General features: G+C 42.3%; 20 protein-coding genes, 3 tRNA genes and 1 riboswitch. Of the genes, 8 read left to right on the forward strand and 15 right to left on the reverse strand.

The window, feature by feature from the left end:
- Positions 1-66: 66 nt before the first annotated feature.
- Both L4C39_RS05105 and L4C39_RS05110 read left to right on the forward strand, forming a co-directional pair.
- A tRNA-Tyr gene (locus L4C39_RS05105) sits at positions 67-151 on the forward strand.
- Between the two features lie 97 nt (positions 152-248).
- Positions 249-333: transfer RNA gene (locus tag L4C39_RS05110), tRNA-Tyr, on the forward strand.
- A gap of 457 nt (positions 334-790) precedes the next feature.
- On the opposite strand, the gene yfbV is transcribed toward L4C39_RS05110, so the two are convergent.
- Positions 791-1,243: a terminus macrodomain insulation protein YfbV gene (yfbV, locus tag L4C39_RS05115; protein ID WP_017051502.1), complete on the reverse strand. Its 453-nt coding sequence runs from the start codon at positions 1,241-1,243 to the stop codon at positions 791-793.
- Positions 1,244-1,582: 339 nt separating this feature from the next.
- On the opposite strand from yfbV, the gene L4C39_RS05120 reads away from it, so the two are divergent.
- Entirely contained in the window at positions 1,583-2,779 is a 1,197-nt protein-coding gene (locus tag L4C39_RS05120) for an acetate kinase (RefSeq protein ID WP_429744842.1), read from the forward strand.
- Positions 2,780-2,925: 146 nt separating this feature from the next.
- Positions 2,926-5,091: a phosphate acetyltransferase gene (pta, locus tag L4C39_RS05125; RefSeq protein WP_429744844.1), complete on the forward strand. Its 2,166-nt coding sequence runs from the start codon at positions 2,926-2,928 to the stop codon at positions 5,089-5,091.
- A 101-nt stretch (positions 5,092-5,192) separates the two neighbouring features.
- Here pta and L4C39_RS05130 read toward each other — a convergent pair whose 3' ends face one another.
- The 11 genes from L4C39_RS05130 to moaA all read right to left on the reverse strand — a co-directional run bounded on the left by L4C39_RS05130 (position 5,193) and on the right by moaA (position 15,276).
- On the reverse strand, positions 5,193-6,140 hold the full coding sequence (locus tag L4C39_RS05130) for a glutathione S-transferase family protein (RefSeq protein ID WP_429744846.1): 948 nt from the start codon (positions 6,138-6,140) through the stop codon (positions 5,193-5,195).
- A 190-nt stretch (positions 6,141-6,330) separates the two neighbouring features.
- On the reverse strand, positions 6,331-7,326 hold the full coding sequence (oppF, locus tag L4C39_RS05135; RefSeq protein ID WP_171757065.1) for a murein tripeptide/oligopeptide ABC transporter ATP binding protein OppF: 996 nt from the start codon (positions 7,324-7,326) through the stop codon (positions 6,331-6,333).
- Complete coding sequence (locus tag L4C39_RS05140) at positions 7,323-8,294, reverse strand: ABC transporter ATP-binding protein (RefSeq protein ID WP_171757071.1); 972 nt, start codon at positions 8,292-8,294, stop codon at positions 7,323-7,325. The genes oppF and L4C39_RS05140 overlap by 4 nt, the downstream gene beginning before the upstream one ends.
- A gap of 36 nt (positions 8,295-8,330) precedes the next feature.
- On the reverse strand, positions 8,331-9,233 hold the full coding sequence (gene oppC, locus L4C39_RS05145; RefSeq protein ID WP_113799975.1) for an oligopeptide ABC transporter permease OppC: 903 nt from the start codon (positions 9,231-9,233) through the stop codon (positions 8,331-8,333).
- Between the two features lie 11 nt (positions 9,234-9,244).
- The gene (oppB, locus tag L4C39_RS05150) at positions 9,245-10,165 is read right to left on the reverse strand and encodes an oligopeptide ABC transporter permease OppB (RefSeq protein WP_017051495.1); all 921 of its coding nucleotides are present in this window, start codon (positions 10,163-10,165) and stop codon (positions 9,245-9,247) included.
- Between the two features lie 98 nt (positions 10,166-10,263).
- Complete coding sequence (locus tag L4C39_RS05155; protein WP_113799973.1) at positions 10,264-11,895, reverse strand: ABC transporter substrate-binding protein; 1,632 nt, start codon at positions 11,893-11,895, stop codon at positions 10,264-10,266.
- A gap of 578 nt (positions 11,896-12,473) precedes the next feature.
- Positions 12,474-12,929 (reverse strand): molybdopterin synthase catalytic subunit MoaE, encoded by a 456-nt coding sequence (moaE, locus tag L4C39_RS05160; protein WP_113799971.1) that lies wholly within the window; start codon positions 12,927-12,929, stop codon positions 12,474-12,476.
- 2 nt (positions 12,930-12,931) lie between these two features.
- Positions 12,932-13,177, reverse strand: coding sequence for a molybdopterin synthase sulfur carrier subunit (moaD, locus tag L4C39_RS05165; protein ID WP_113799968.1), 246 nt, complete (start codon positions 13,175-13,177; stop codon positions 12,932-12,934).
- Positions 13,174-13,653: a cyclic pyranopterin monophosphate synthase MoaC gene (moaC, locus tag L4C39_RS05170; protein WP_171757064.1), complete on the reverse strand. Its 480-nt coding sequence runs from the start codon at positions 13,651-13,653 to the stop codon at positions 13,174-13,176. Before moaC ends, moaD begins: the two co-directional genes overlap by 4 nt.
- Before the next feature lie 34 nt (positions 13,654-13,687).
- Positions 13,688-14,200, reverse strand: coding sequence for a molybdenum cofactor biosynthesis protein B (moaB, locus tag L4C39_RS05175; protein ID WP_017051490.1), 513 nt, complete (start codon positions 14,198-14,200; stop codon positions 13,688-13,690).
- 86 nt (positions 14,201-14,286) lie between these two features.
- Entirely contained in the window at positions 14,287-15,276 is a 990-nt protein-coding gene (gene moaA, locus L4C39_RS05180; protein WP_429744851.1) for a GTP 3',8-cyclase MoaA, read from the reverse strand.
- Positions 15,265-15,428: riboswitch (molybdenum cofactor riboswitch) on the reverse strand. It overlaps the preceding gene by 12 nt.
- 180 nt (positions 15,429-15,608) lie before the next feature.
- Here moaA and L4C39_RS05185 point away from each other — a divergent pair.
- A complete protein-coding gene (locus L4C39_RS05185) occupies positions 15,609-16,496 on the forward strand; it encodes a YvcK family protein (protein ID WP_029203240.1) in 888 nt (295 codons plus the stop codon).
- Between the two features lie 67 nt (positions 16,497-16,563).
- Here the strand turns inward: L4C39_RS05185 and luxU are convergent, their stop codons facing one another.
- From luxU to uvrB, 3 genes are all read right to left on the reverse strand, one after another.
- Complete coding sequence (luxU, locus tag L4C39_RS05190; protein WP_429744853.1) at positions 16,564-16,905, reverse strand: quorum-sensing phosphorelay protein LuxU; 342 nt, start codon at positions 16,903-16,905, stop codon at positions 16,564-16,566.
- A 1-nt stretch (position 16,906) separates the two neighbouring features.
- On the reverse strand, positions 16,907-18,307 hold the full coding sequence (luxO, locus tag L4C39_RS05195) for a quorum-sensing sigma-54 dependent transcriptional regulator LuxO (protein ID WP_113799964.1): 1,401 nt from the start codon (positions 18,305-18,307) through the stop codon (positions 16,907-16,909).
- Positions 18,308-18,584: 277 nt separating this feature from the next.
- Positions 18,585-20,615 carry an excinuclease ABC subunit UvrB gene (uvrB, locus tag L4C39_RS05200; protein ID WP_429744856.1) on the reverse strand — a complete coding sequence of 677 codons (2,031 nt, stop codon included), beginning with the start codon at positions 20,613-20,615 and terminating at the stop codon, positions 18,585-18,587.
- 522 nt (positions 20,616-21,137) lie between these two features.
- On the opposite strand from uvrB, the gene L4C39_RS05205 reads away from it, so the two are divergent.
- From L4C39_RS05205 to rsxB, 3 genes are all read left to right on the forward strand, one after another.
- Positions 21,138-21,213, forward strand: a tRNA-Asn gene (locus L4C39_RS05205).
- A 190-nt stretch (positions 21,214-21,403) separates the two neighbouring features.
- Positions 21,404-21,985, forward strand: a complete 582-nt coding sequence (gene rsxA / locus L4C39_RS05210) for an electron transport complex subunit RsxA (protein WP_017051484.1) — start codon at positions 21,404-21,406, stop codon at positions 21,983-21,985.
- Positions 21,985-22,581 (forward strand): electron transport complex subunit RsxB, encoded by a 597-nt coding sequence (gene rsxB, locus L4C39_RS05215; protein WP_136994263.1) that lies wholly within the window; start codon positions 21,985-21,987, stop codon positions 22,579-22,581. Before rsxA ends, rsxB begins: the two co-directional genes overlap by 1 nt.
- Position 22,582: the final 1 nt, after the last annotated feature.

A 22,582-nucleotide genomic window follows, 5' to 3' on the forward strand; every position in this document is an offset into this window, starting at 1 on the left:
CACTTGATTGATGTGTTGGGAAAACCTCAATTAAGCTTACTTTGTAAAGAAGTAAGAAAACACCCTGGAGGGGTTCCCGAGTGGCCAAAGGGATCAGACTGTAAATCTGACGGCACTGCCTTCGATGGTTCGAATCCGTCCCCCTCCACCATATTYTCTTAAGCGATTTRTCGTTTAGGAARCACTTGATTGATGTGTTGGGAAAACCTCAATTAAGCTTAYTTTGTAAAGAAGTAAGAAAACACCCTGGAGGGGTTCCCGAGTGGCCAAAGGGATCAGACTGTAAATCTGACGGCACTGCCTTCGATGGTTCGAATCCGTCCCCCTCCACCATATTCTTTTTAAAAAGAACACTAAACCAGCTCATTGAGCTGGTTTTTTTGTATCTATCATCTGGTGATAGGTGATGATGATTTGAAATGGCTAGCGTTTCAAAGCCCGCCCTGATTCAAAACCGTAAACCGCTCGACGCGGCCAAAAGCTCAGAAGTCAAATTACGGATCACAGCTCGCAATCAATTATGACTTATCGAAACCTCGCATTAACCAAAAGATGTTCCCTATCCGAATGGCGGAAAATAAAAAACCTCACTCCCTCCAGAAAAATAATCTGGGTGAAATGAGGCTTATATTTTTTCTTAATGCGTTCCCGCATAAATGTAAGGCACAGTCCTGCTCTCGAATGGATAACACAAGACTCAGTGTTATCTATCTACTAGCCCAGCAATTAGCGCTTTGCCAACATATACATATACAGAGCTCGAATAAAGCCGCTCAACAATATGAATGTCTTAAAACCAACGCTCTAGAGATGATTTATCTAGCTGTCTAAAGGCACGGTTAAGTATGATCGCCAACTCTTTATAGCGAGGCTTAGGTTTCATTGGCTCTAAGGCACACCCTGTTTCGATAATTTTTTGATGAAGCTCTCTATACCAACCAGCCAGTGCTGGGGGTAATTGTGTTTTTGAACGATTGCCCAACCACCACATACCTTGCAGCGGTAAACTGATCGCAAACAGCGCCACTACAATAGCTTGTGGCATCGCTTGGCCATTTTGAAAAACCATTTGAGTTAAAACACTGATCGCAGCAATCGCAGGCATCACTTTGATGCCAAATTTTGTCGCTTTAATAATACGTTGCTCTGGAAAAATAGGGTTCAGTTCTTTACGAACAGGCCAAATATCCATGTAAGCTTGGCCATCTTTTAAGCTATGCGCTAATCCGACTTTGTTGTTCATACGGCTCTCTCACTAAAAAATAATTGAATAGTTCAACTAAAAGCGCAAAAAATTGATAAAAGTTAATATTCTTTCAAATTTTTTTTGTTATATTTGACGATTATCGCTATCCTTTGCAGGCCCTCATCTCATTGTTGCTGTTATTTTCGATTAAGGCAACCATGAGACGACATCTGCAAGGAATGCACTGGTGATTTTTTTGTAAGAAATCGCTTCTCATTATATGGATATTAAAGTTTTTTTGACCAAGACTAGTACGCACTGCCTGCCAGTTCGTCTATTCTTGTGAGTAATTTTAATCCAAACTGATTTTTATCAGACGAATAACAGGTAGCACTCATGTCTAAGCTGGTTTTAGTTTTAAACTGTGGTAGTTCTTCTCTTAAATTTGCTGTAGTTGACGCAGTATCTGGTGACGAGCATCTAACAGGTCTTGCAGAATGTCTGCATCTTCCTGAAGCTCGTATCAAGTGGAAACTTGATGGTAAACACGAAGCTCAACTAGGTAATGGCGCAGCACACGAAGAAGCACTAGCCTTCATGGTAGAAACTATTCTTGCTTCTAAGCCAGAACTTTCTGAAAACCTTGCAGCAATCGGTCACCGTGTTGTGCATGGTGGTGAAAACTTTACTTCATCAGCACTAATCACTGATGAAGTAATTAAAGGTATCGAAGATGCAGCGACTTTCGCTCCTCTTCACAACCCTGCGCACCTTATCGGTATTAAAGCAGCTCAAAAATCATTCCCAGCACTAAAAAACGTTGCTGTATTTGATACTGCTTTCCACACGACAATGCCAGAAGAAGCTTACCTATACGCGCTTCCATACAACCTATACACAGATCACGGTATTCGTCGTTACGGTGCACATGGTACATCTCACCTATTTATTACTCGTGAGTGTGCCACGCTTCTAGACAAACCTATTGAAGAAGTTAACATCATTAACTGTCACCTAGGTAACGGCGCATCTGTTTGTGCAGTCAAGAATGGCCAATCTGTAGATACTTCTATGGGCCTTACTCCTCTTGAAGGTCTTGTAATGGGTACTCGCTGTGGCGACCTTGACCCTGCTGTTATGTTCCACCTACATGACAAACTAGGCATGAGCGTTGATGAAATCAACACAATGTTCACTAAAGAGTCTGGCCTACAAGGTCTAACTCAAGTAACTTCTGACTGTCGTTTCGTTGAAGACAACTACGGCGAGAAAGAAGAAGCTACTCGTGCAATGGACGTATTCTGTCACCGTCTAGCTAAATACGTTGCAAGCTACACTGCAACTCTAGAAGGTCGTCTTGACGCTATCGTATTCACTGGTGGCATCGGTGAAAACTCAGCGCCAATCCGTGAAATGGTTCTTAACCGTCTTGCATTCTTCGGTATCGAAGTAGATAGCGCAGCTAACCTTAAAGCTCGTTTCGGCGGCGAAGGTACTATCACGACTGAAAACAGCCGTGTACCAGCAATTGTTATCTCTACTAATGAAGAGCTAGTAATTGCAGAAGATACAGCTGAACTAGCAGGTCTTTAATCGAATTTTCTGACTAGCTTCACTCGAAGCTAGTCAGATTTTTATCTAAGAAAAATGGGGCTCAACTTTTATTCCTACCCCTATATAAATGTTGGTAGGAACAGGAGTTGAGCTTTTTTCATTCCAATAGTTAAAGGTACTCCTCAATGTCCCGTACTATTATGCTTATCCCTACAAGCGCTGGTGTTGGTCTTACTAGTGTAAGCATGGGTGTTCTTCGCGCGATGGAGCGCAAAGGCGTAAGTGTTTCGTTTTACAAGCCAATCGCTCAACCTCGTAGCGGTGGCGATCAACCAGATCTAACATCAACTATCATTAGCACAAACAGCGACATCAAGATTGGTGAACCAATCGCGATGACTAAAGCTGAAGCGTTGATCGGTAGTGAAAAAATGGATGTACTTCTTGAGTCTGTTGTTGCGCAATACAACAATATCAACAAAGATGCAGAAGTAACGCTAATCGAAGGTCTAGTTCCTACTCGTAAGCACCCATTTGCTAACCAAGTAAACGCGGAAATCGCGAAAACACTTGGCGCGGAGATCGTATTCGTTGCGACTCCTGGTACTGACAACCCTACGCAACTTAAAGAGCGTATCGAAGTAGCATGTTCTAACTTCGGCGGTACTAAGAACAAAAACATTAAAGGCGTAATCATTAACAAGCTAAACGCTCCTGTTGATGATGCTGGCCGTACTCGTCCTGACCTATCTGAAATCTTTGACGATGCAGATAGCGCTCAGCAAGCGAACCTTGAAGTGATGCAGATCTTCAACTCTAGCCCTATCCGTGTTCTTGGCTGCGTGCCGTGGAGCATTGATCTAATCGCAACTCGTGCGGTTGATATGGCTAAGCACCTTAACGCTGAAATCATCAACGAAGGTGAAATCTCAACGCGTCGTATTAAGAGCATCACTTTCTGTGCACGTTCTCTACCGCACATGATTGAGCACTTCAAACCAGGTTCACTGCTAGTAACTTCTGCAGACCGTCCTGACGTTATCGTTGCTGCGGCTCTTGCTGCGAAAAACGGTGTTGAGATTGGCGCAATTCTACTAACTGGCGGTTACGATATCCCAGAAAGCATTGCTAACCTTTGTGCACCTGCATTTGCGACAGGCCTTCCGATCTTCAAAGCGCAAGGTAACACTTGGCAGACGTCTCTTAACCTACAGAGCTTCAACCTAGAAGTACCTGCAGACGATAAAGAGCGTATCGAGTTCGTTAACGATCACGTTGCAAGCCACATTGATGGCCCTTGGATTGATTCTCTATCTGAAGGCACTCAAGGTATCCGTCGTCTAAGCCCACCAGCATTCCGTTACCAACTAACAGAATTTGCTCGTAAAGCGGCTAAGCGCATCGTTCTTCCTGAAGGTGATGAGCCACGTACTGTTAAAGCGGCTTCTATCTGTGCTGAGCGCGGAATCGCAACTTGTGTACTTCTAGGTAACCCTGAAGAAATTCGTCGCGTTGCTGCACAGCAAGGTGTTGAGCTAGGTGCTGGCGTTGAGATCATCGATTCTGCATCAGTTCGTGAAAACTACGTAGCTCGCCTAGTAGAACTTCGTGGCGCTAAAGGTATGACTGAAGTTGTAGCTCGTGAGAAGCTAGAAGATTCAGTATTCCTAGGTACTATGATGCTTGAAGCTGGTGAAGTTGACGGCCTAGTTTCTGGTGCTGTTCACACAACGGCGAACACAATTGTTCCTCCGTTCCAGATCATCAAGACTGCTCCTGATGCTTCTATCGTATCTTCAATCTTCTTTATGCTTCTGCCTGATCAAGTTCTTGTATACGGTGACTGTGCGATCAACCCAGATCCAACAGCTGAACAGCTTGCTGAAATCGCTATCCAATCTGCAGATTCTGCTGCGGCATTCGGTATCGACCCACGCGTTGCTATGATCTCTTACTCTACTGGTGAATCTGGTAAAGGTGCCGACGTAGATAAAGTACGTGAAGCAACCAAACTTGCTCAAGAGAAACGTCCTGATCTCGTGATCGACGGCCCTCTACAGTACGATGCAGCAATTATGGAAAACGTAGCCGCTTCTAAAGCGCCTAACTCTCCAGTTGCAGGTAAAGCGACAGTATTCGTATTCCCAGACTTAAACACGGGTAACACGACTTACAAAGCAGTACAGCGTTCAGCAGATCTAGTATCTATAGGTCCAATGCTTCAAGGTATGCGCAAGCCAGTAAATGACTTGTCTCGTGGCGCTCTAGTAGACGACATCGTTTACACTGTAGCTCTAACGGCTATCCAAGCAGACCAAGCAGCTCAAGCTGAAGAAAAAGTAGTTAACTAATTTTCTTTTATAGAAAACAAAAACCCTAGATTTTTATCTAGGGTTTTTTATATCTGACAGATATCTTTGTTTTGATCTACGACGGTTTGATCGCCGTAACTTTAACCCAACGGTTTTCGACCGTGCGCTGATTCAAGATCTAACTCAGGCCCTTTGGGTACCACTTGTGTTGGGTTGATCCCTGTATGGCTATAATAGTAGTGACGCTTGATATGGTAGAAATCGGTCGTCTCTTTGATGCCTTTAACTTGGTATAGCTCTTTTAAGTAACCCTGAATATGGGCGTAATCTGAAATTCTCTGCTTGTTACACTTGAAATGGCCGACATACACCGCATCGAATCTAACTAGAGTGGTAAACAATCTCCAATCCGCTTCTGTAATCTCGCTCCCCGCTAAATAACGGTGCTCACTAAGATGTGCATCTACTTTGTCTAACGCGTCAAATAACGCGTCATACGCTTCTTCATAAGCATCTTGAGTGGTAGCAAATCCACACTTATAAACGCCATTATTAATATTTGGATAAATATAATCATTCCATTCATCAATTTTCTTCGTCAGTGCCATAGGATAGTAATCATCCGTGTTGCCCGTTAATTCATTAAATTCCGAGTTGAACATACGAATAATTTCAGATGACTCGTTACTCACGATGGTGTTAGTTTCTTTATCCCACAATACCGGCACAGTAACTCGCCCCGTATAATTCGGCTTAGCTTGAGTATAGATTTGATGCATATAGGTATGACCAAACAAAGGCTCAGGCAAGCCCATTTTCCAGCCCCCGCTCATCATATCCGGGCAGACCGCCGTCACATCAATATGCTCGGTAAGATCTTTAAGTTCACGGAAAATCAGAGTCCGATGTGCCCACGGGCAAGCTAATGATACATATAGATGATACCGCCCACTTTCTGGCTGAAATGGTTCACCGACTTTATTCTCTATCCAATGACGAAAACCCGCATCTTCGCGAACAAATTTACCGCCACTTGATTTTGTGTCGTACCAAACATCGTGCCAAACACCTTCCACTAACTTACCCATAATCATCTCCTATCTGCCACTAATTCGATAAGGTTTATGAGCCCATTATAAAAAAAGCCAATTCATTCAAAACTAGAATAAATTGGCTTAGTTGTTCAGATAAATTGAAGAAGTTTAAACACAAAAAAAGCGCGACTCGATATAGCAGTCGCGCTTAAGCCTGTCACAGGCTGAAATAATGCTTATTTATTTAAGCATCGACCATCAAACAAGAAACTGCATGTCTATCCGATCCTTTAATTGCTGGTTTCTGCTTCGCACATGCCTCTGTTGCAATTGGGCAACGAGTACGGAAAACACAACCAGACGGAGGATTAATTGGCGAAGGTAAATCACCTTCTAACATTTCAATTTTCTTGTTACGTTCAAGTCTTGGATCTGGAATTGGTACCGCAGACATAAGCGCACGCGTATATGGGTGCTTAGGATCGGCAAACAACGCATCCGATTCTCCTAACTCAACAGCATTACCTAAATACATTACCAAAACACGGTCTGAGATATGCTTAACAACCGAAAGGTCGTGAGCAATAAAGACAAGACTTAGGCCTAACTCTTTTTGTAACTCTTTCAGAAGGTTAACAACTTGCGCTTGAATCGATACGTCCAGTGCTGATACTGGTTCATCACAGATGATCATCTTAGGTTTAAGGATCAACGCACGAGCGATACCAATACGCTGACATTGACCACCAGAGAATTCATGTGGGTAACGGTTAATTACGTTTGGTAGCAAACCAACTTTAGCCATCATCTCTTTAACGCGATCTTTCACTTCTTGCTTTGAAAGTTCTGGATAAAAAGTTTCTAGCGGCTCAGCAATGATCGCACCCACTGACATTCTTGGGTTCAGTGACGCCAGTGGATCCTGGAAAATCATCTGGATCTCTTTACGAGTCTCACGGCGTTGTACTGATTGCATGCGAGTCAGGTCTTGACCTAACCACATTACTTCACCTTCAGTCGCTTCAACTAAACCGATAATGGCACGAGCAAATGTTGATTTACCACAGCCAGATTCGCCCACTACACCAAGAGTTTCACCTTCATATAAACGAACATCAACACCATCAACCGCTTTTAAGTTAGAAGGCTTAGACCATGGCCACGCAGATTTTGAAGCAATGCTAAAGTGGACTTTAAGGTTCTTAATATCCAGTAATAGTTCTTTATTATCTACACTCATTTTTTCCAAGTCTCCCAGTCAGAAAAACATGCACGCTGACGATCAGTACCAAATGGCTGAAGGATAGGTGCTTCTTGCTTACAACGGTCCATTACGCGGTGGCAACGCTCTTGATAAGGGCAGCCTGGTGGTAGACGAAGTAAGTTCGGTGGGTTACCTGGAATTGTCGGTAAAATTTCACCTTCTGTATCCAGACGAGGAATCGCTTTCAGTAGACCTTCTGCATATGGGTGGCTAGGCTCGTAGAAAATTTCATCAACGGTGCCATATTCCATAGTACGACCAGCATACATAACAAGAACCTTGTCACATGAGCCAGCAACGACGCCTAAATCGTGAGTGATCATGATGATTGCGGTATTGAACTCAGATTTCAGTTCATTCAACAAATCCATAATCTGCGCTTGAATCGTTACATCAAGTGCGGTTGTTGGTTCATCAGCAATCAGCAGCTTAGGGCGACACAATAGTGCCATTGCGATCATTACACGTTGACGCATACCGCCTGAAAATTCATGCGGGTACATCGTAATACGCTTGCGTGCTTCAGGGATCTTAACCGCTTCAAGCATACGTACTGATTCTTCAAATGCTTCCGCCTTACCCATGCCTTTATGCAGCATCAGCACTTCCATAAGCTGATCGCTTACTTTCATGTATGGGTTCAGTGACGTCATTGGATCTTGGAAGATCATTGCAATCTGTTCAGCACGAACTTTGTTCAATGCTTTTTCAGGTAGGTTCAGTATTTCGTTACCTTCAAACTTTGCACTACCAGAGATAATACCGTTCTTAGCCAGCAGTCCCATAATTGCGAATACAGTTTGAGATTTACCTGAACCTGACTCACCAACAATACCTAGGGTTTCGCCCTGCTCTAGTGAGAAATTCAAATCGTTAACTGCGGTTACGATACCATCTTGCGTGGTAAATTCGACGCGCAGGTCTTGGACATCTAATAAGCTCATCATTCTTTCCTTATTGATTCTTATAAACCAAAAGATTTATCTGTCTTTTGGATCTAGCGCATCACGCAGGCCATCACCGATATAGTTGAAACAAAATAGTGTCACAATCATAAATATCGCTGGGAATGTTAATTGCCAAATAGCAACTTCCATTGTTTGTGAGCCTTCTTGAAGTAGAGCGCCCCAACTTGTCATAGGTTCTTGAACACCTAGACCAAGGAAACTCAGGAAAGATTCAGTTAAAATCATGCTTGGAACGAGAAGCGTTGAGTAAACCGCTACAATCCCTAATACATTTGGAATGATGTGGCGCTTGATAATATTCCAAGTACTTACACCAGAAACATGTGCCGCTTCGATAAACTCTTTACTACGTAAACTTAGCGTTTGACCACGTACAATACGAGCCATATCCAGCCAAGCAATTGCACCAATAGCAACGAAGATTAGGAAAATATTACGACCAAAGAAGGTTACTAATACAATCACAAGGAACATGAATGGAATTGAGTACAAAATTTCAAGAACACGCATCATCGCGCGGTCAACCTTGCCACCAATAAAGCCAGAAGCTGCGCCGTAAACAGTACCAATTAATACTGCAACCAGTGCGCCCATAACACCAACCATAAGTGAGATTCGACCACCGATTAAGGTACGCACGAATAAATCACGGCCTAGGCTATCGGTACCAAATAGATGTTCCGATGACGGTGCTGCATGCATTGCATACCAGTCCGTATCATCAAAAGCATATTGGCTCAGCATTGGAGCAAAAATTACCGCTAGTGAAATTATAGTTAGAACAAACAAGCTCACCATTGCTGCTTTATTACGCATAAAGCGAATTCGTGCATCTTGCCAAAGACTACGCCCTTCGATCTCTAAGTTTTCAGAGAACTTTTCCAGCGCATCTATATTATCTTTTTTAGTAATCATAGGAGCCGTCCTTAGTAACGAATTTTTGGATCAACGTAAGCCAGTAAAATATCAACGATAGCGTTGAATACAATGAAGAGGAAACCAATCAAAATGGTCACTCCCATTACTAGCGAGTAGTCACGGTTAAAGGCGGCATTAACAAATAGCTTACCAATTCCTGGCAGGCCAAAAATAGTTTCGATAACAACAGAACCAGTGATGATACCTACGAAAGCAGGCCCCATGTAAGAAACAACTGGCAACATTGCAGGCTTCAGAGCGTGCTTCACAACAATGTATGAATAGCTCAAGCCTTTCGCTCTTGCGGTACGGATAAAGTTACTGTTTAGAGTCTCGATCATGCTACCACGTGTGATACGTGCGAAAGTGGCAACATACAACATCGACATACCTAATACGGGCAAGATCATGTATTTCATTGACCCATCTAACCAGCCACCCGCAGGGAACCAACCTAGATTAATCGAAAACATGTAAATCAACGCAGGTGCTAGCACGAAGGATGGCATAACCACCCCGAGCATGGCCGAGGACATGATCGTATAGTCAAGCCAGGTATTTTGCCGCAGAGCCGCGATCGTTCCGACACTGACACCAAAGATAAGAGCGAAAATGAAGGCTACTGCACCGATTTTTGCCGAAACAGGCAAAGCAGAAGCAACGAGTTCATTTACGGTAAAGTCTTTGTATTTAAAAGATGGACCAAAGTCACCTTGGATAACATTGGTTAAATAGGTGGTGTATTGCTCAAACACAGGCTTATCAAGGCCGTATTTAGCATTAATATTCGCCATTACTTGGGGTGGAAGTGTTCTTTCGCTCGAAAAAGGGCTACCTGGAGCAAAGCGCATCAGGAAGAAAGAAACGGTAATCAATACCAACATAGTGGGTATTGCTTCCATCATTCGTTTTAAAATGAATTTCAGCATAATCTCACTCAATCTGTGACAATTTAAATATGGGAAAAGGCTGCATACACTTACTGTGTATGCAGTCTGATATTAAATTTTATTATTATAGGTAACGTTTACTCAGCGATGATGTACATATCTTTAGAGTAAAGTTTATCTTCAGCGTTGTTTTCTGCGTAGCCACCTACATGAGGGTTAACTAGACGCGCAGTTACGTACTGGTAGATAGGAGCAATCGGCATGTCTTTCGTTAGAAGCGCCTCTTGAGCGTAGTAAAGCTCTTTACGTTCTTCTTCAGAAGTTGCACGAATTGCATCAGCAGTTAGCTTATCGTATTCAGCACTCTTGTAGTGAATACCGCCAGTTGTGTTCTTGCCTTCCATTAATGAAGTAAATGTTGATGCTTCATTGTAGTCACCACACCAACCAGCACGAGCCGCTTCGAAATCGCCCTGCTTCTTAGTTTCTAGGTATGTTTTCCACTCTTGGTTTTCAAGAACAACATCCACACCTAGGTTTTTCTTCCACATAGAGCCAATTGCTACAGCAATTTTCTTGTGGTTTTCAGATGTGTTGTACAACAGCGTAAATTTAAGCGGGTTAGATTTGTTGTATCCAGCCTCTTCAAGAAGCGCTTTTGCTTTAGCATTACGCTCTTTCTGGCTTAGTTTACCGTAATCTGGCGTTTCAGGGCTGAAGTTCGCAACGATCTCAGGCGTTAGGAAGTAAGCAGGCTTCTGACCTTGACCAAGAATCGCATTTGCTACGATGTCACGATCGATTGTGTAAGAAATTGCTTTACGTACACGAACGTCATCAAATGGTGGCTTATGAGTATTAAAGTTGTAGTAGTAAGTACAAAGGTTACCTTTGATTGCTACAGACTCAGAATGTTCTTTTTGTAGACGACGGAAGTGCTCGTTTGGCAGGCTAGATGTAAAGTCAATTTCGCCTGATAGGAAACGGTTCATTTCAGCAACTTGGTTTTCGATAGGAAGGTAAGTTACTTTTGTTAATACTGTATTTGCGTTATCCCAGTATTTTTCGTTACGAACAAGTTCAATACGCTCGTTCACAACCCAGTTACCAACAGTGAATGCACCGTTACCAACAAAGTTTTCTGGTTTCGTCCACTTGTCGCCATACTTTTCAACAGTTGCTTTATGTACAGGCTTAACTGTCGTGTGACCCATCATCATTACGAAGTACGGTACTGGGCTTTCAAGTGTTACTTCAAATGTATTTGCATCAATTGCTTTAACACCTAAAGTTGATTTGTCTTTTTTCCCTGCAATGATATCCGATGCATTAACCATCGTTGTCATTTCTAGGTACCATGAGTAAGGTGATGCTGTGTTTGGATCAACTGCACGTTGGAAGCTGTAGACGAAATCGTCAGCCGTTACAGGATCGCCATTTGACCATTTAGCATCTTTACGAAGGTAGAACGTGAATTTTTTGTTATCTTCTGTTTCCCAACGCTCAGCAACACCTGGAATTGTTTTGCCGTTCGCATCTTGGTTAACTAGACCTTCTAGCAAGTCACGAATAACGTGAGACTCAGGAACACCTTCAGTTTTGTGAGGGTCAAGAGAAGCAACTTCAGTACCGTTACCACGGACGAGTTCTTGTACTTTTGCTAGTTTAGTTCCAGCTGGGACATCAGCTGCGAAAGTCGTAGTAGAAGTGGCAGCAACTGCCATACTCGCGCCTAGAAGAAGGGCCTGAGTGATTTTATTCTTATACATGCATTTAACTCCAAGTTTTATATTTTGCATCCATGACATCTTGGTAAGCTCACATAAACGGATAGTGATTTAGATTTATTTAGCTCAATTCCTAAGCATAAAAATCTAAAAACTTACTAAGATTGCAGCACACACTATCAATCATTGGACTATTTTGCCATTGAATATGGCAAGAAAACGCTAAACAACTACAGATTAAGCGTATATATAGTGTAAATAACTGAAAAAAATTAATGTGCCAGTTTAAATACTAACAATATCTTTCAAAAAACAGACTTTAGTATCACTACATCTAGATTGATGCATTTTTGCAGCATCTTATGCTAGATTTGATACGGAAAATTAACATTTTCCACACGACAGGTCTAATCAAAAGTAACATTTATACTAATAAACACCTTCATTTGTGAGGGTTATCACCGTTCCTAATAAACACCAGTGATAAGCACTTGCTCCTGAGAAATTGCGAAAAAATGTTAAATTTATAGAATTTAAAATGTTATTGCCGCTTATATAAAGCAAAAAAAACCAGCCTAGGGCTGGTTTCTTGATATTCTTTCATCTGGATGTTTTTATCGCTAGGTTTTCCACCGCTCAGCCGCTTTTGCATCTGAATCTCGCGATTCTACCCAACGACTTTCTTGTGTGGTTCGCTCTTTTTTCCAAAATGGAGCACTTGTTTTTAAGTAATCCATAATAAATTCACACGCTTCAAATGAAGCACCTCGATGAGCACTAGAAACACCAACATAGACAATTTGATCGCCAATATCTAAATCACCGACTCGATGAATCACTCGAACTCCAAGCAGTGGCCAGCGAGCCTCCGCTTGGTCACAGATATCAGCAAGTGATTTTTCTGTCATGCCAGGATAATGTTCCAAACGTAATCCGATAACATCATCACCTAAATTCATATCGCGGACTTTACCCACAAAAGTTACAACCGCGCCTGCAGCTGTTCCTTTTGCCAGTATTTCGTACTCATCAGCAATCGAAAAATCATCATATTGAACTGAAACACGTGGATCCATCATTACCCCCCGGTAACCGGTGGGAAAAAAGCGACTTCATCACCACTTTTAATTTCAGATTCCAACGGCACTATCGCTTGGTTTACTGCTGCCAGCAATTTACCAGGTTCTAACGCTAACTCCCATTTGCCTTGTTGAGCAAACAAGTGTGCACGAAGCTGTTCAACTGTCGAGAATTCCTCTTCTAGAGTCAATTCATCGATACCGATAAGTTCACGGGTTTGCGCAAAAAACAAAACTTTAATCATGCATCCACCTTAAAGTGTCCCGATTTTCCGCCAGTCTTTTCCAACAGACGAACACCGTCAATGATCATATCTTTCTGCACCGCTTTACACATGTCATAGATCGTTAGAGCAGCAACTGAAGCAGCCGTTAACGCTTCCATTTCAACACCTGTTTTACCTGCCAATTTACAGACAGATTCAATGCGAACTTTATTTTCTGCTTCAATAGCTTCAAGCTGCACTTCTACTTTTGACAACAAAAGAGGGTGGCAAAGAGGAATTAGATCCCATGTTTTCTTCGCCGCTTGAATTCCAGCAATACGAGCAGTGGCAAACACATCACCCTTGTGGTGTTGGCCGGAGACAATTAACTGCAATGTTTCTGGTGCCATATGAACAAAAGCTTCCGCTCTTGCCTCTCGAACGGTCTCAGATTTTGCAGATACATCCACCATATTCGCCTCACCAGAAGCGTTAATATGAGTAAATTGGTTCATCACTATTTCCTTAGTAAAAACTTAGCGCAACGACTTAAACAGATAAATGCGGCATGAAGTTACAAGGGCGATGACTTGCATCCATTTGCTGTTTGATGATCTTCGTCCAAGCAGTGCGACATGCACCCGTTGAGCCTGGCATTGCGAAAATAACAGTATGGTTAGCAAAGCCAGCGATTGCACGAGATTGAATCGTTGATGTACCGATCTCTTCGTACGAAACAGTGCGGAATAGTTCACCAAAACCTTCTACCTGCTTGTCAAATAGAGGGACCAATGCTTCAGGCGTGCTGTCACGAGAAGTGAAACCAGTACCACCAGTAATCATTACCGCTTGAATTTTTTCGTCTGCAATCCAATTCGATACAACCGCACGAATCTTATACATGTCATCAATTACAATTTTTTTGTCTGCTAGATTATGACCCGCTTCTTGCAACTGCTCAGCTAAGTAACCACCTGATGTGTCATTTTCTTCTGTACGTGTATCAGAAACGGTTAGTACTGCGATATTTGCCGGTTCGAATTTACTTTCAGCGTGACCCATTTGCTCACCTTTTTTAATTTGTTTGGAGTATGTGCACCGCTGACTATGCTCAGCCGTGCATAATTTTATTCGTCTAATTTTGGAGTTTAGCCGCCAATAGAGGCTAGATGTGGTGTCATTCCAGTATTTCCATCTTGCAAAAAGTGGCTTACGGATTTCGTTTGCAGCTGAGCTTGAATACGCTCAATAAGTTCAGCTTCTTGATTGTCCTGCTGCAAGAGATCTCGAAGCTCGACACCATGATCACCAAATAAGCATAGGTGGAGTTTTCCTTTCGCTGAAATTCTCAAGCGATTACAACTCTCACAGAAATTTTTCTCGTACGGCATGATCAGGCCGATCTCACCTTGGTAGTCAGCATGAACGAAAACTTGCGCTGGTCCATCGTTGTGAGAGCGAGCTTTCAAAATCCACCCATTCGCAATAAGCTGGTTACGAATCGCGACACCCGATACATGACGCTTATTAAATAGCTCATCCATTTCGCCCGTTTGCATTAATTCAATGAAACGTAGCTGAATTGGGCGATGTTTAATCCAGTTTAAAAATGCAGGAAGTTCGTGACTGTTTAAATCTTTCATCAGCACGACATTGACTTTAACTTGCTCGTAACCAACTTCAAATGCGCGGTCAATTCCAGACATAACCTCTTTGTATTTATTTTCACCGGTGATCTGATGAAACATACGAGGGTCTAAACTATCAACACTGACATTAATATGCGTCAAACCCGCATCACGCCAGTCAGCAACCTGCTTTTCCATCCGGTATCCATTAGTCGTGGTTGCAACTTTCTGAACACCTGAAGTACTCGCTACAGTTTGGATAATATCGAGGAAGTCTTTACGCAGACTTGGTTCACCACCTGTGATTCGCACTTTAGAAGTGCCACAGTCAGCGAAAGCTTTAACCACCCTTTTGATTTCAGGTAGCGCTAAAAAAGACGAGTTTTTCTGCCCCGAAGGCTGGTAGCCATCAGGTAGACAGTAGGTACACTTAAAGTTACAAACATCAGTAACCGACAAGCGCAAATAATAAAATTTGCGTTGGAATTTATCTTCGAATTGTTGTGCCACGGAACACCTTTCCAAATACGGGAGGCAGAATCATTTCCAATTCAGCCCTTGTGACAACATGTCACTGGCTCAAGTGGCTTATCATAAAAACACTTTACGATTAACGGATGTGCATTTATAACTTAGCCATTAGAGCTCGGAGTTATGGCAGCTATTAATAACTTTGACAGTTCAATAGCAGCTATGGGGTAAAATACTTAAAATCTATTTGTGAATCTAGCCTTAACTTGAAAAAACCTTGCTGATCCCTCAATTTACTCCCTATTGAGTATTAGAGATTAACGAAATATTCTAAATTGTAGTTGGTTATGAATAAAATGAAGAAGAAAAGAATGAATTTATATTCATCAAAGAAAGTGGTCGCAATCGGTGGAGGACATGGATTGGGGCGAATGTTAGCGGCGCTTAAAGATTTTGGTTCCAATGCAACAGGTATTGTCACCACCACTGATAATGGCGGTTCAACAGGTCGTATTCGTCACTGCCAAGGAGGCATCGCTTGGGGAGACACTCGCAACTGCATCAACCAGTTAATTACCGAACCCTCTATCAGTTCGATGATGTTCGAATATCGATTCAAAGGCACAGGTGAACTTGATGGGCATAATCTTGGTAATCTGATGCTAACTGCACTGGATAACTTGTCGGTACGCCCTTTAGAGGCCATCAATCTTATTCGAAATATGCTTGGTGTTGATCTAAATATTGTTCCAATGTCCGAACACCCCTCTGACCTTACTGCACTATCTCTTGAAGGACAGTGGGTAACCGGAGAAACGAACGTTGATGAAATGGAACAAGATCTACGCCGCTTAGATTTATCACCAGAAGTACCGGCAACGAAAGAAGCGGTTTCTGCCATCCTTGAAGCCGACTGCATCATTCTGGGCCCTGGTAGTTTCTTAACCAGTATTATGCCTCCACTCCTCCTGCCCGAGATAGGAAAAGCAATCGCTCAAAATTTAAACGCAAAATTGATATTTGTTGAGAACCTATCACCAGAGTATGGTCCTGCTGGGAGGATGTCGCTGAAACAAAAAATCGAGTGGTGCGAACGTTCATGTCAGGCACGTAAGGTTGACGCTATCTTAGGCGACACACCGCATCCTGAGCTAGAACAAGATTGGAACTGCGTAACGACAGAATTAGCCTCTCCCAACCGCGATTGGCGTCACGATCGAGAGAAACTACAACAAGCCATTGAATCACAACTACTATAATAAGTTGCGGTCATTAAACGGCGCGACCATTAATCCAACACCGTAATGAAATAAAAAGAGTGAATGACTACTGGCTGACTAAGCCTAGATATTTCACTCTTGTTTCTTGAAGTAACTCAACCATTGCCATGAGATCAATATCGGCATCAATCTGCTGATTCAGTTTAACCTTATTATCCACTTCTACCGCATACGCGCATAATTTTTCCGCACCAAAACTTGCTGCACTACTTTTTAAGGCATGGCTGATTTCTGCAAGATTAATCATCGCTTTAGCGTCATCACTGCTTGTTAAGGTTTCAATGTAAGAGCTTAATTCGCCTAAAAATATATCGAGTAGAACCGGGACATTCTCATCACCAATATCTCGAGCCAAATCGTTGATTTTATCTTGATTTAAAATATTCATATTAAGTACTTTGCTGCTCTTTATTATTCCAATTCTGAAGCTTCCGATAAAGTGTAGAAGGACTCACATCCAAATAGCCTGCCGCTCTTGGAATATTGCCATCACACGCTTTAATCGCTTGCTCAATCGCTGTTTTTTCCGTCAACCATAATGGAAAAATATCCTGTACGGAGATCTCTTCTCGGCGTTTTTTCTCTAGTGACATCTGATTTTCAATCGGGCGATTAAGTGGCGGAGGTAACATATTGAGAGTGATCTCTTTACCATGATTAAGAACCACCACGTTTCTCAGAACATTCTGTAGCTGACGTACATTTCCTGGCCATTCATACTGATTAAATCGGTCGAGAACCTCAGGCGCGAAACGAACAAAGCCTTTACCCTCTTCGAAAGACATAAAACCAAGCAATGAGTAGGCAATTTCAATGACATCCTCTCCTCTTTCACGCAGTGGTGGCAGATGAAGCGGAATAACATACAGACGATAGTATAAATCTTCTCTGAAGCGGCCTTCTTGAACTTCTTTCCAAGGATCTCGGTTGGTGGCACATACAAAACGTACATCCACACTCTTCATCTTAGACGAACCTACTTTCTGGAAAGTACCTGTCTGAATAAAGCGTAATAATTTGGTTTGAAGATCCAAATCCATCTCGCACAATTCATCGAGAAAAAGCGTTCCACCATCGGCTAGCTCCGCCGCACCTTGCCGATCAGTTGCCGCGCCAGTAAATGCACCTTTAACATGCCCAAACAGTTCACTTTCAATCAAATCTTTAGGTATCGCAGCACAGTTAATCGCAATGAATGGTTTATCACCACGTTTGCTTGCGGCATGAATCGCTTCTGCACACACCTCTTTACCTGTACCACTTTCACCTGTGATGAAAATACTGGCTTTACTGCTAGCGGCAGAATCAATGGTGCGGTATACCGCCTGCATTGTTTGGCTACTGCCGATAAAACCTTGGTAATTTTGATTATGAGGGTTTTCCGATTCGTTCTTTAATTTCGTCGCTTTACGAATCGCATTATTAACGGTGACTCTTAACCGATCCGCCTCACAAGGTTTAATTAAAAAGTCTTGAGACCCATGGCGCATCGCTTCAACAGCAGTATCAATTGAACCATGTGCAGTCATAAAAATAACCGGAACATCAGGATAAGATTGTTTCACTGCGAAGAGTACGTCCATACCTGTCATATCGGGTAAACGTAAATCGAGTAGAATAAGATCAGGCGTGCGGTGGTTTAAACTATTGATAGCATCTCGCCCAGTGCCAACAATATTAATATCAATACCCAAAGGTGTTAGATAAGAGCGATACAGCGCCGCAACGGAGGCCGTATCTTCGACCATCAGTAAATACTTAGATTTCTGAGTTTCGGGAGTTTGTTGCATAACCTAGCCATTTTATTATTGCATTTTGTTTAATAATCGCATTACGAGTTGCATTATGCAAATATAACAATGTGTACAATCAACTAAATGTTCTAACCATTCGTTTTGTATGGAATTATTGTTGGCATGCCGTATGCAAATATAAAGATGGCCTTCGGGCCACCTAGCCAACTGACGTTGTTAGTGAAGTTATTCTTCACAAATTAAAGCCAGCAGAATCTTTCTACTGGCTATTTTTTTGTTTCAATTTCCGCGAGCATAACCCCAACATTGAAGGTTAGCTATTTGCTATAAACTGAGCCCTTAATTTCTCTATTTCATCACGTTTAGCCGCTGCTAGTTCAAATTCTAAATTCTGCGCATGCTGGTACATTTCACCTTCAAGTTTACTGATCGCTTTATCGAGTTGCTGCGGCGAAAGCACCTCATACGCAGCGGAAGACTCGGCCACTTTAGATAGCGGTACTTGCTTCGATTCACGCTGTTTTCTTGACTTGGTAATATCCCCCAGCTCCATAATATCTTTAATATTACGTTTGAGAGCTTGTGGCACAATTCCCTGCTCTTCATTGTATTGTTGCTGCTTTATACGGCGTCTTCCGGTTTCATCAATCGCTTTTTTCATCGACTTGGTGATTCTGTCACCATATAAAATTGCTTTACCCTCTAGATTTCGTGCCGCACGTCCAATCGTCTGTATGAGAGATCGTTCGGAACGTAAAAAACCCTCTTTATCGGCATCCAAAATTGCCACTAAAGACACCTCAGGCATGTCTAACCCTTCTCTTAGTAAGTTAATGCCCACTAACACGTCAAACTCGCCTAATCTTAAGTCTCGAATAATTTCAACTCGCTCTACGGTATCAATATCAGAATGTAAATAGCGAACTTTGACATCATGCTCATGTAAGTACTCGGTGAGATCTTCTGACATACGCTTTGTGAGTGTGGTAACCAAAACTCGCTCACCTTTCGCGGATCGTATGCGAATTTCAGAAAGTAAATCATCGACCTGCGTAGCAACCGGACGAACTTCGATCTCTGGATCGAGCAACCCTGTCGGACGTACGACCTGATCTGCAATGTCATCGCCTGATTTGTCTAATTCATAATTGCCTGGAGTTGCCGACACAAATATGGCTTGCGGGGCAATGGATTCAAACTCATCAAACATCATTGGACGATTGTCTAGCGCTGACGGTAACCGAAAGCCAAACTCTACCAAGGTCTCTTTACGAGAACGGTCACCTTTATACATGGCACCAATTTGCGGAACCGTAACGTGAGATTCATCGATGACAAGCAGCCCATCCCTAGGAAGGTAATCAAACAGTGTTGGTGGTGCTTCACCTTCTTTACGTCCACTCAAATAACGAGAATAGTTTTCGATGCCTGAGCAGAAACCGAGTTCATTCATCATCTCAAGATCAAACAGAGTTCGCTGCGAGATCCGTTGCTCTTCCACCAGCTTATTATTCTCTTTAAGGTAGGTTTGACGCTCTTCGAGCTCTTTGCGGATTTTCTCTATGGCTTCGAGTATTTTCTCTCTCGGAGTGACGTAGTGAGTTTTGGGATAGATCGTATAACGTGGCAGATCTCGCTGCTTCACAGCCCCCGTCAATGGGTCAAAAATACTAATACAATCAATTTCATCATCAAACATCTCGATTCGAACCGCATCTTGTTCAGATTCAGCAGGGAATACATCAATTACTTCACCACGGACTCGGAACTGACCTCGTTCAAATGTCATATCATTTCGAGAATACTGTAATTCAGCCAAGCGACGTAAAATATCACGCTGATCTAAAATATCGCCCCTGCGTATATGCAGCATCATTTTCAAATAGGAATCAGGATCACCAAGGCCATAAATAGCAGAAACCGACGCAACAATAATCGCATCCTTTCTTTCTAGTAGTGCTTTTGTTGCTGACAGTCGCATCTGCTCGATGTGTTTATTGACTGCTGCGTCTTTCTCAATAAAGGTATCAGTGGTTGGTACATAAGCTTCTGGCTGGTAGTAATCGTAGTATGAGACAAAATATTCCACAGCATTATTAGGGAAAAATGATTTCATCTCCCCGTACAACTGAGCGGCTAACGTTTTATTTGGTGCCAGAATGATCGCAGGTCGTTGCGCTTCTGCAATCACATTTGCAAGAGTAAATGTTTTGCCTGATCCAGTAACGCCTAACAATGTTTGATGAGCGAGACCGTTATCTAGCCCTTCTAATAGCTGTTTTATCGCTGTTGGCTGGTCCCCTGAAGGTTTATATTCAGATACCAAATCAAAAACTTTGCTCATGTTTGTCTCTACCTATTGCTGCTCAAATCCGGAGAGTGACATTGTCGCCATAGGTCACACATAGATGCAACTTAAACCTTTAAAAAAATGGACAACAATGGTTAGAAATAGCGCTAGATTCTGTTTTTTATATTTGCTATTATCTTCGCCCCATCAGGTTTTATTCGTACTTTTCTCAAAATTTTTCATCCACGTCTTTTCCCCAATAGTAGCAATGTTATCCCCAATTTTATTTATCCTAAAAAACAAATAAAACAATAAATCAAATAAAAAACCCTAAAATCAATTAGTTAAAGATAAGGCTGTCTTGCTGTCGCTCTCCTTTATTATGCCCAAAACAGTTATCAAACTTTAACTAACACACTTATCCACAAATTTGGTGGATAAGTAAACCAAGCCCAAAGCCAGCAAGGGCTACGAAAAAGTAAAGTTTTTTTTCAATAAATAATTTTAATTTTATCGCTAATTTTTTATTGACAGGTATTAAATCTGTCGTTAATATTCGCCCCGCTTTCAAGCAATTCCCCCTTAGTTCAGTTGGTAGAACGGCGGACTGTTAATCCGTATGTCGCAAGTTCAAGTCTTGCAGGGGGAGCCAATTTTAAAGAAGCCGTATCTTAGGATACGGCTTTTTGCGTTCTAAGCTGCGGCATTTCATTCTCACCACCGATTTCCATGATTTTGCGACTAATTTTCCATCATCTATATAAAACCTTAGCTTTACTTGGTTGTTATTAAACTCGCAAAGCAGGATAATATTGGGATCGGAATTTCAGACTAAAATTATTATGACCGAATATTTTTTGTTGTTAGTCGGCACTGTGCTGGTAAACAACTTTGTACTAGTGAAGTTTTTAGGGTTATGTCCATTTATGGGGGTTTCTAAGAAATTAGAGACCGCAATAGGTATGGGCCTTGCCACTACGTTTGTGCTAACTCTGGCATCGGTATGCTCATATCTCGTTGAAAGCTATATTCTTGCTCCATTAGGGATCGAATACTTACGAACCATGAGTTTTATTCTCGTGATCGCTGTTGTGGTGCAGTTCACCGAAATGGTGGTTCATAAAACGAGTCCTACTCTCTATCGTTTATTGGGTATTTTCTTACCCCTCATCACCACTAACTGTGCGGTTTTAGGGGTAGCGTTGCTGAACGTGAATGAAAACCACAACTTTATTCAATCCATTATTTATGGCTTTGGTGCTGCGGTAGGTTTCTCTCTGGTTCTTATCCTATTCGCATCAATGCGTGAACGAATTTCTGCGGCTGATGTTCCCGCCCCATTTAAAGGCGCGTCAATTGCAATGATCACCGCAGGGTTAATGTCTCTGGCATTTATGGGCTTTACTGGTTTGGTGAAGTTGTAATGAATAGCATTCTAATAGCAATACTTGCCTTGGTTGTTCTTGCCGCCGTTTTTGGTGTCATTCTTGGTTTTGCATCTATCCGCTTCAAAGTGGAAGCTGACCCAATTGTCGACCAAATAGATTCCATTCTTCCACAAACTCAATGTGGTCAGTGTGGCTACCCTGGTTGTCGTCCGTATGCTGAAGCGATCGCCAATGGTGACAAGATCAATAAATGCCCTCCCGGCGGTCAAGCCACCATTGAAAAGCTCGCTGACCTAATGGGTGTAGAAGCAGAAGACTCCGCCCACGACTTAACAAACAACATCAAAACGGTCGCCTTCATCCACGAAGATATGTGCATTGGCTGCACTAAATGCATCCAAGCTTGTCCTGTCGATGCTATTGTCGGAGGCACTAAAGCGCTTCATACCGTGATAAAAGATGAATGTACAGGTTGCGATCTCTGTGTAGCACCTTGTCCTACTGACTGTATCGAGATGATCCCACTTGAAACAACAACTGAAAATTGGAAATGGCAAATGAACACGATTCCTGTTGTTGATATTACCAACTCAGATGTAGGTAGCTCTCAGCCGCCACACTCTCAAGCATAAG

Origin of the sequence: Vibrio clamense, from assembly GCF_050337905.1 — a bacterium.
Taxonomy (GTDB): domain Bacteria; phylum Pseudomonadota; class Gammaproteobacteria; order Enterobacterales; family Vibrionaceae; genus Vibrio; species Vibrio cortegadensis.

Bases quoted from the DNA above. Each gene is read 5' to 3' on its own strand.
- moaC (WP_171757064.1), bottom strand. From the start codon at position 13,653: ATGAACCAATTTACTCATATTAACGCTTCTGGTGAGGCGAATATGGTG.
- L4C39_RS05155 (WP_113799973.1), bottom strand. From the start codon at position 11,895: ATGTATAAGAATAAAATCACTCAGGCCCTTCTTCTAGGCGCGAGTATG.
- rsxA (WP_017051484.1), top strand. From the start codon at position 21,404: ATGACCGAATATTTTTTGTTGTTAGTCGGCACTGTGCTGGTAAACAAC.
- oppB (WP_017051495.1), bottom strand. From the start codon at position 10,165: ATGCTGAAATTCATTTTAAAACGAATGATGGAAGCAATACCCACTATG.
- oppC (WP_113799975.1), bottom strand. From the start codon at position 9,233: ATGATTACTAAAAAAGATAATATAGATGCGCTGGAAAAGTTCTCTGAA.
- uvrB (WP_429744856.1), bottom strand. From the start codon at position 20,615: ATGAGCAAAGTTTTTGATTTGGTATCTGAATATAAACCTTCAGGGGAC.
- moaD (WP_113799968.1), bottom strand. From the start codon at position 13,177: ATGATTAAAGTTTTGTTTTTTGCGCAAACCCGTGAACTTATCGGTATC.
- L4C39_RS05120 (WP_429744842.1), top strand. From the start codon at position 1,583: ATGTCTAAGCTGGTTTTAGTTTTAAACTGTGGTAGTTCTTCTCTTAAA.
- L4C39_RS05130 (WP_429744846.1), bottom strand. From the start codon at position 6,140: ATGGGTAAGTTAGTGGAAGGTGTTTGGCACGATGTTTGGTACGACACA.
- pta (WP_429744844.1), top strand. From the start codon at position 2,926: ATGTCCCGTACTATTATGCTTATCCCTACAAGCGCTGGTGTTGGTCTT.
- L4C39_RS05140 (WP_171757071.1), bottom strand. From the start codon at position 8,294: ATGAGCTTATTAGATGTCCAAGACCTGCGCGTCGAATTTACCACGCAA.
- L4C39_RS05185 (WP_029203240.1), top strand. From the start codon at position 15,609: ATGAATTTATATTCATCAAAGAAAGTGGTCGCAATCGGTGGAGGACAT.
- rsxB (WP_136994263.1), top strand. From the start codon at position 21,985: ATGAATAGCATTCTAATAGCAATACTTGCCTTGGTTGTTCTTGCCGCC.
- moaB (WP_017051490.1), bottom strand. From the start codon at position 14,200: ATGGGTCACGCTGAAAGTAAATTCGAACCGGCAAATATCGCAGTACTA.
- luxU (WP_429744853.1), bottom strand. From the start codon at position 16,905: ATGAATATTTTAAATCAAGATAAAATCAACGATTTGGCTCGAGATATT.
- luxO (WP_113799964.1), bottom strand. From the start codon at position 18,307: ATGCAACAAACTCCCGAAACTCAGAAATCTAAGTATTTACTGATGGTC.
- yfbV (WP_017051502.1), bottom strand. From the start codon at position 1,243: ATGAACAACAAAGTCGGATTAGCGCATAGCTTAAAAGATGGCCAAGCT.
- moaE (WP_113799971.1), bottom strand. From the start codon at position 12,929: ATGGATCCACGTGTTTCAGTTCAATATGATGATTTTTCGATTGCTGAT.
- oppF (WP_171757065.1), bottom strand. From the start codon at position 7,326: ATGAGTGTAGATAATAAAGAACTATTACTGGATATTAAGAACCTTAAA.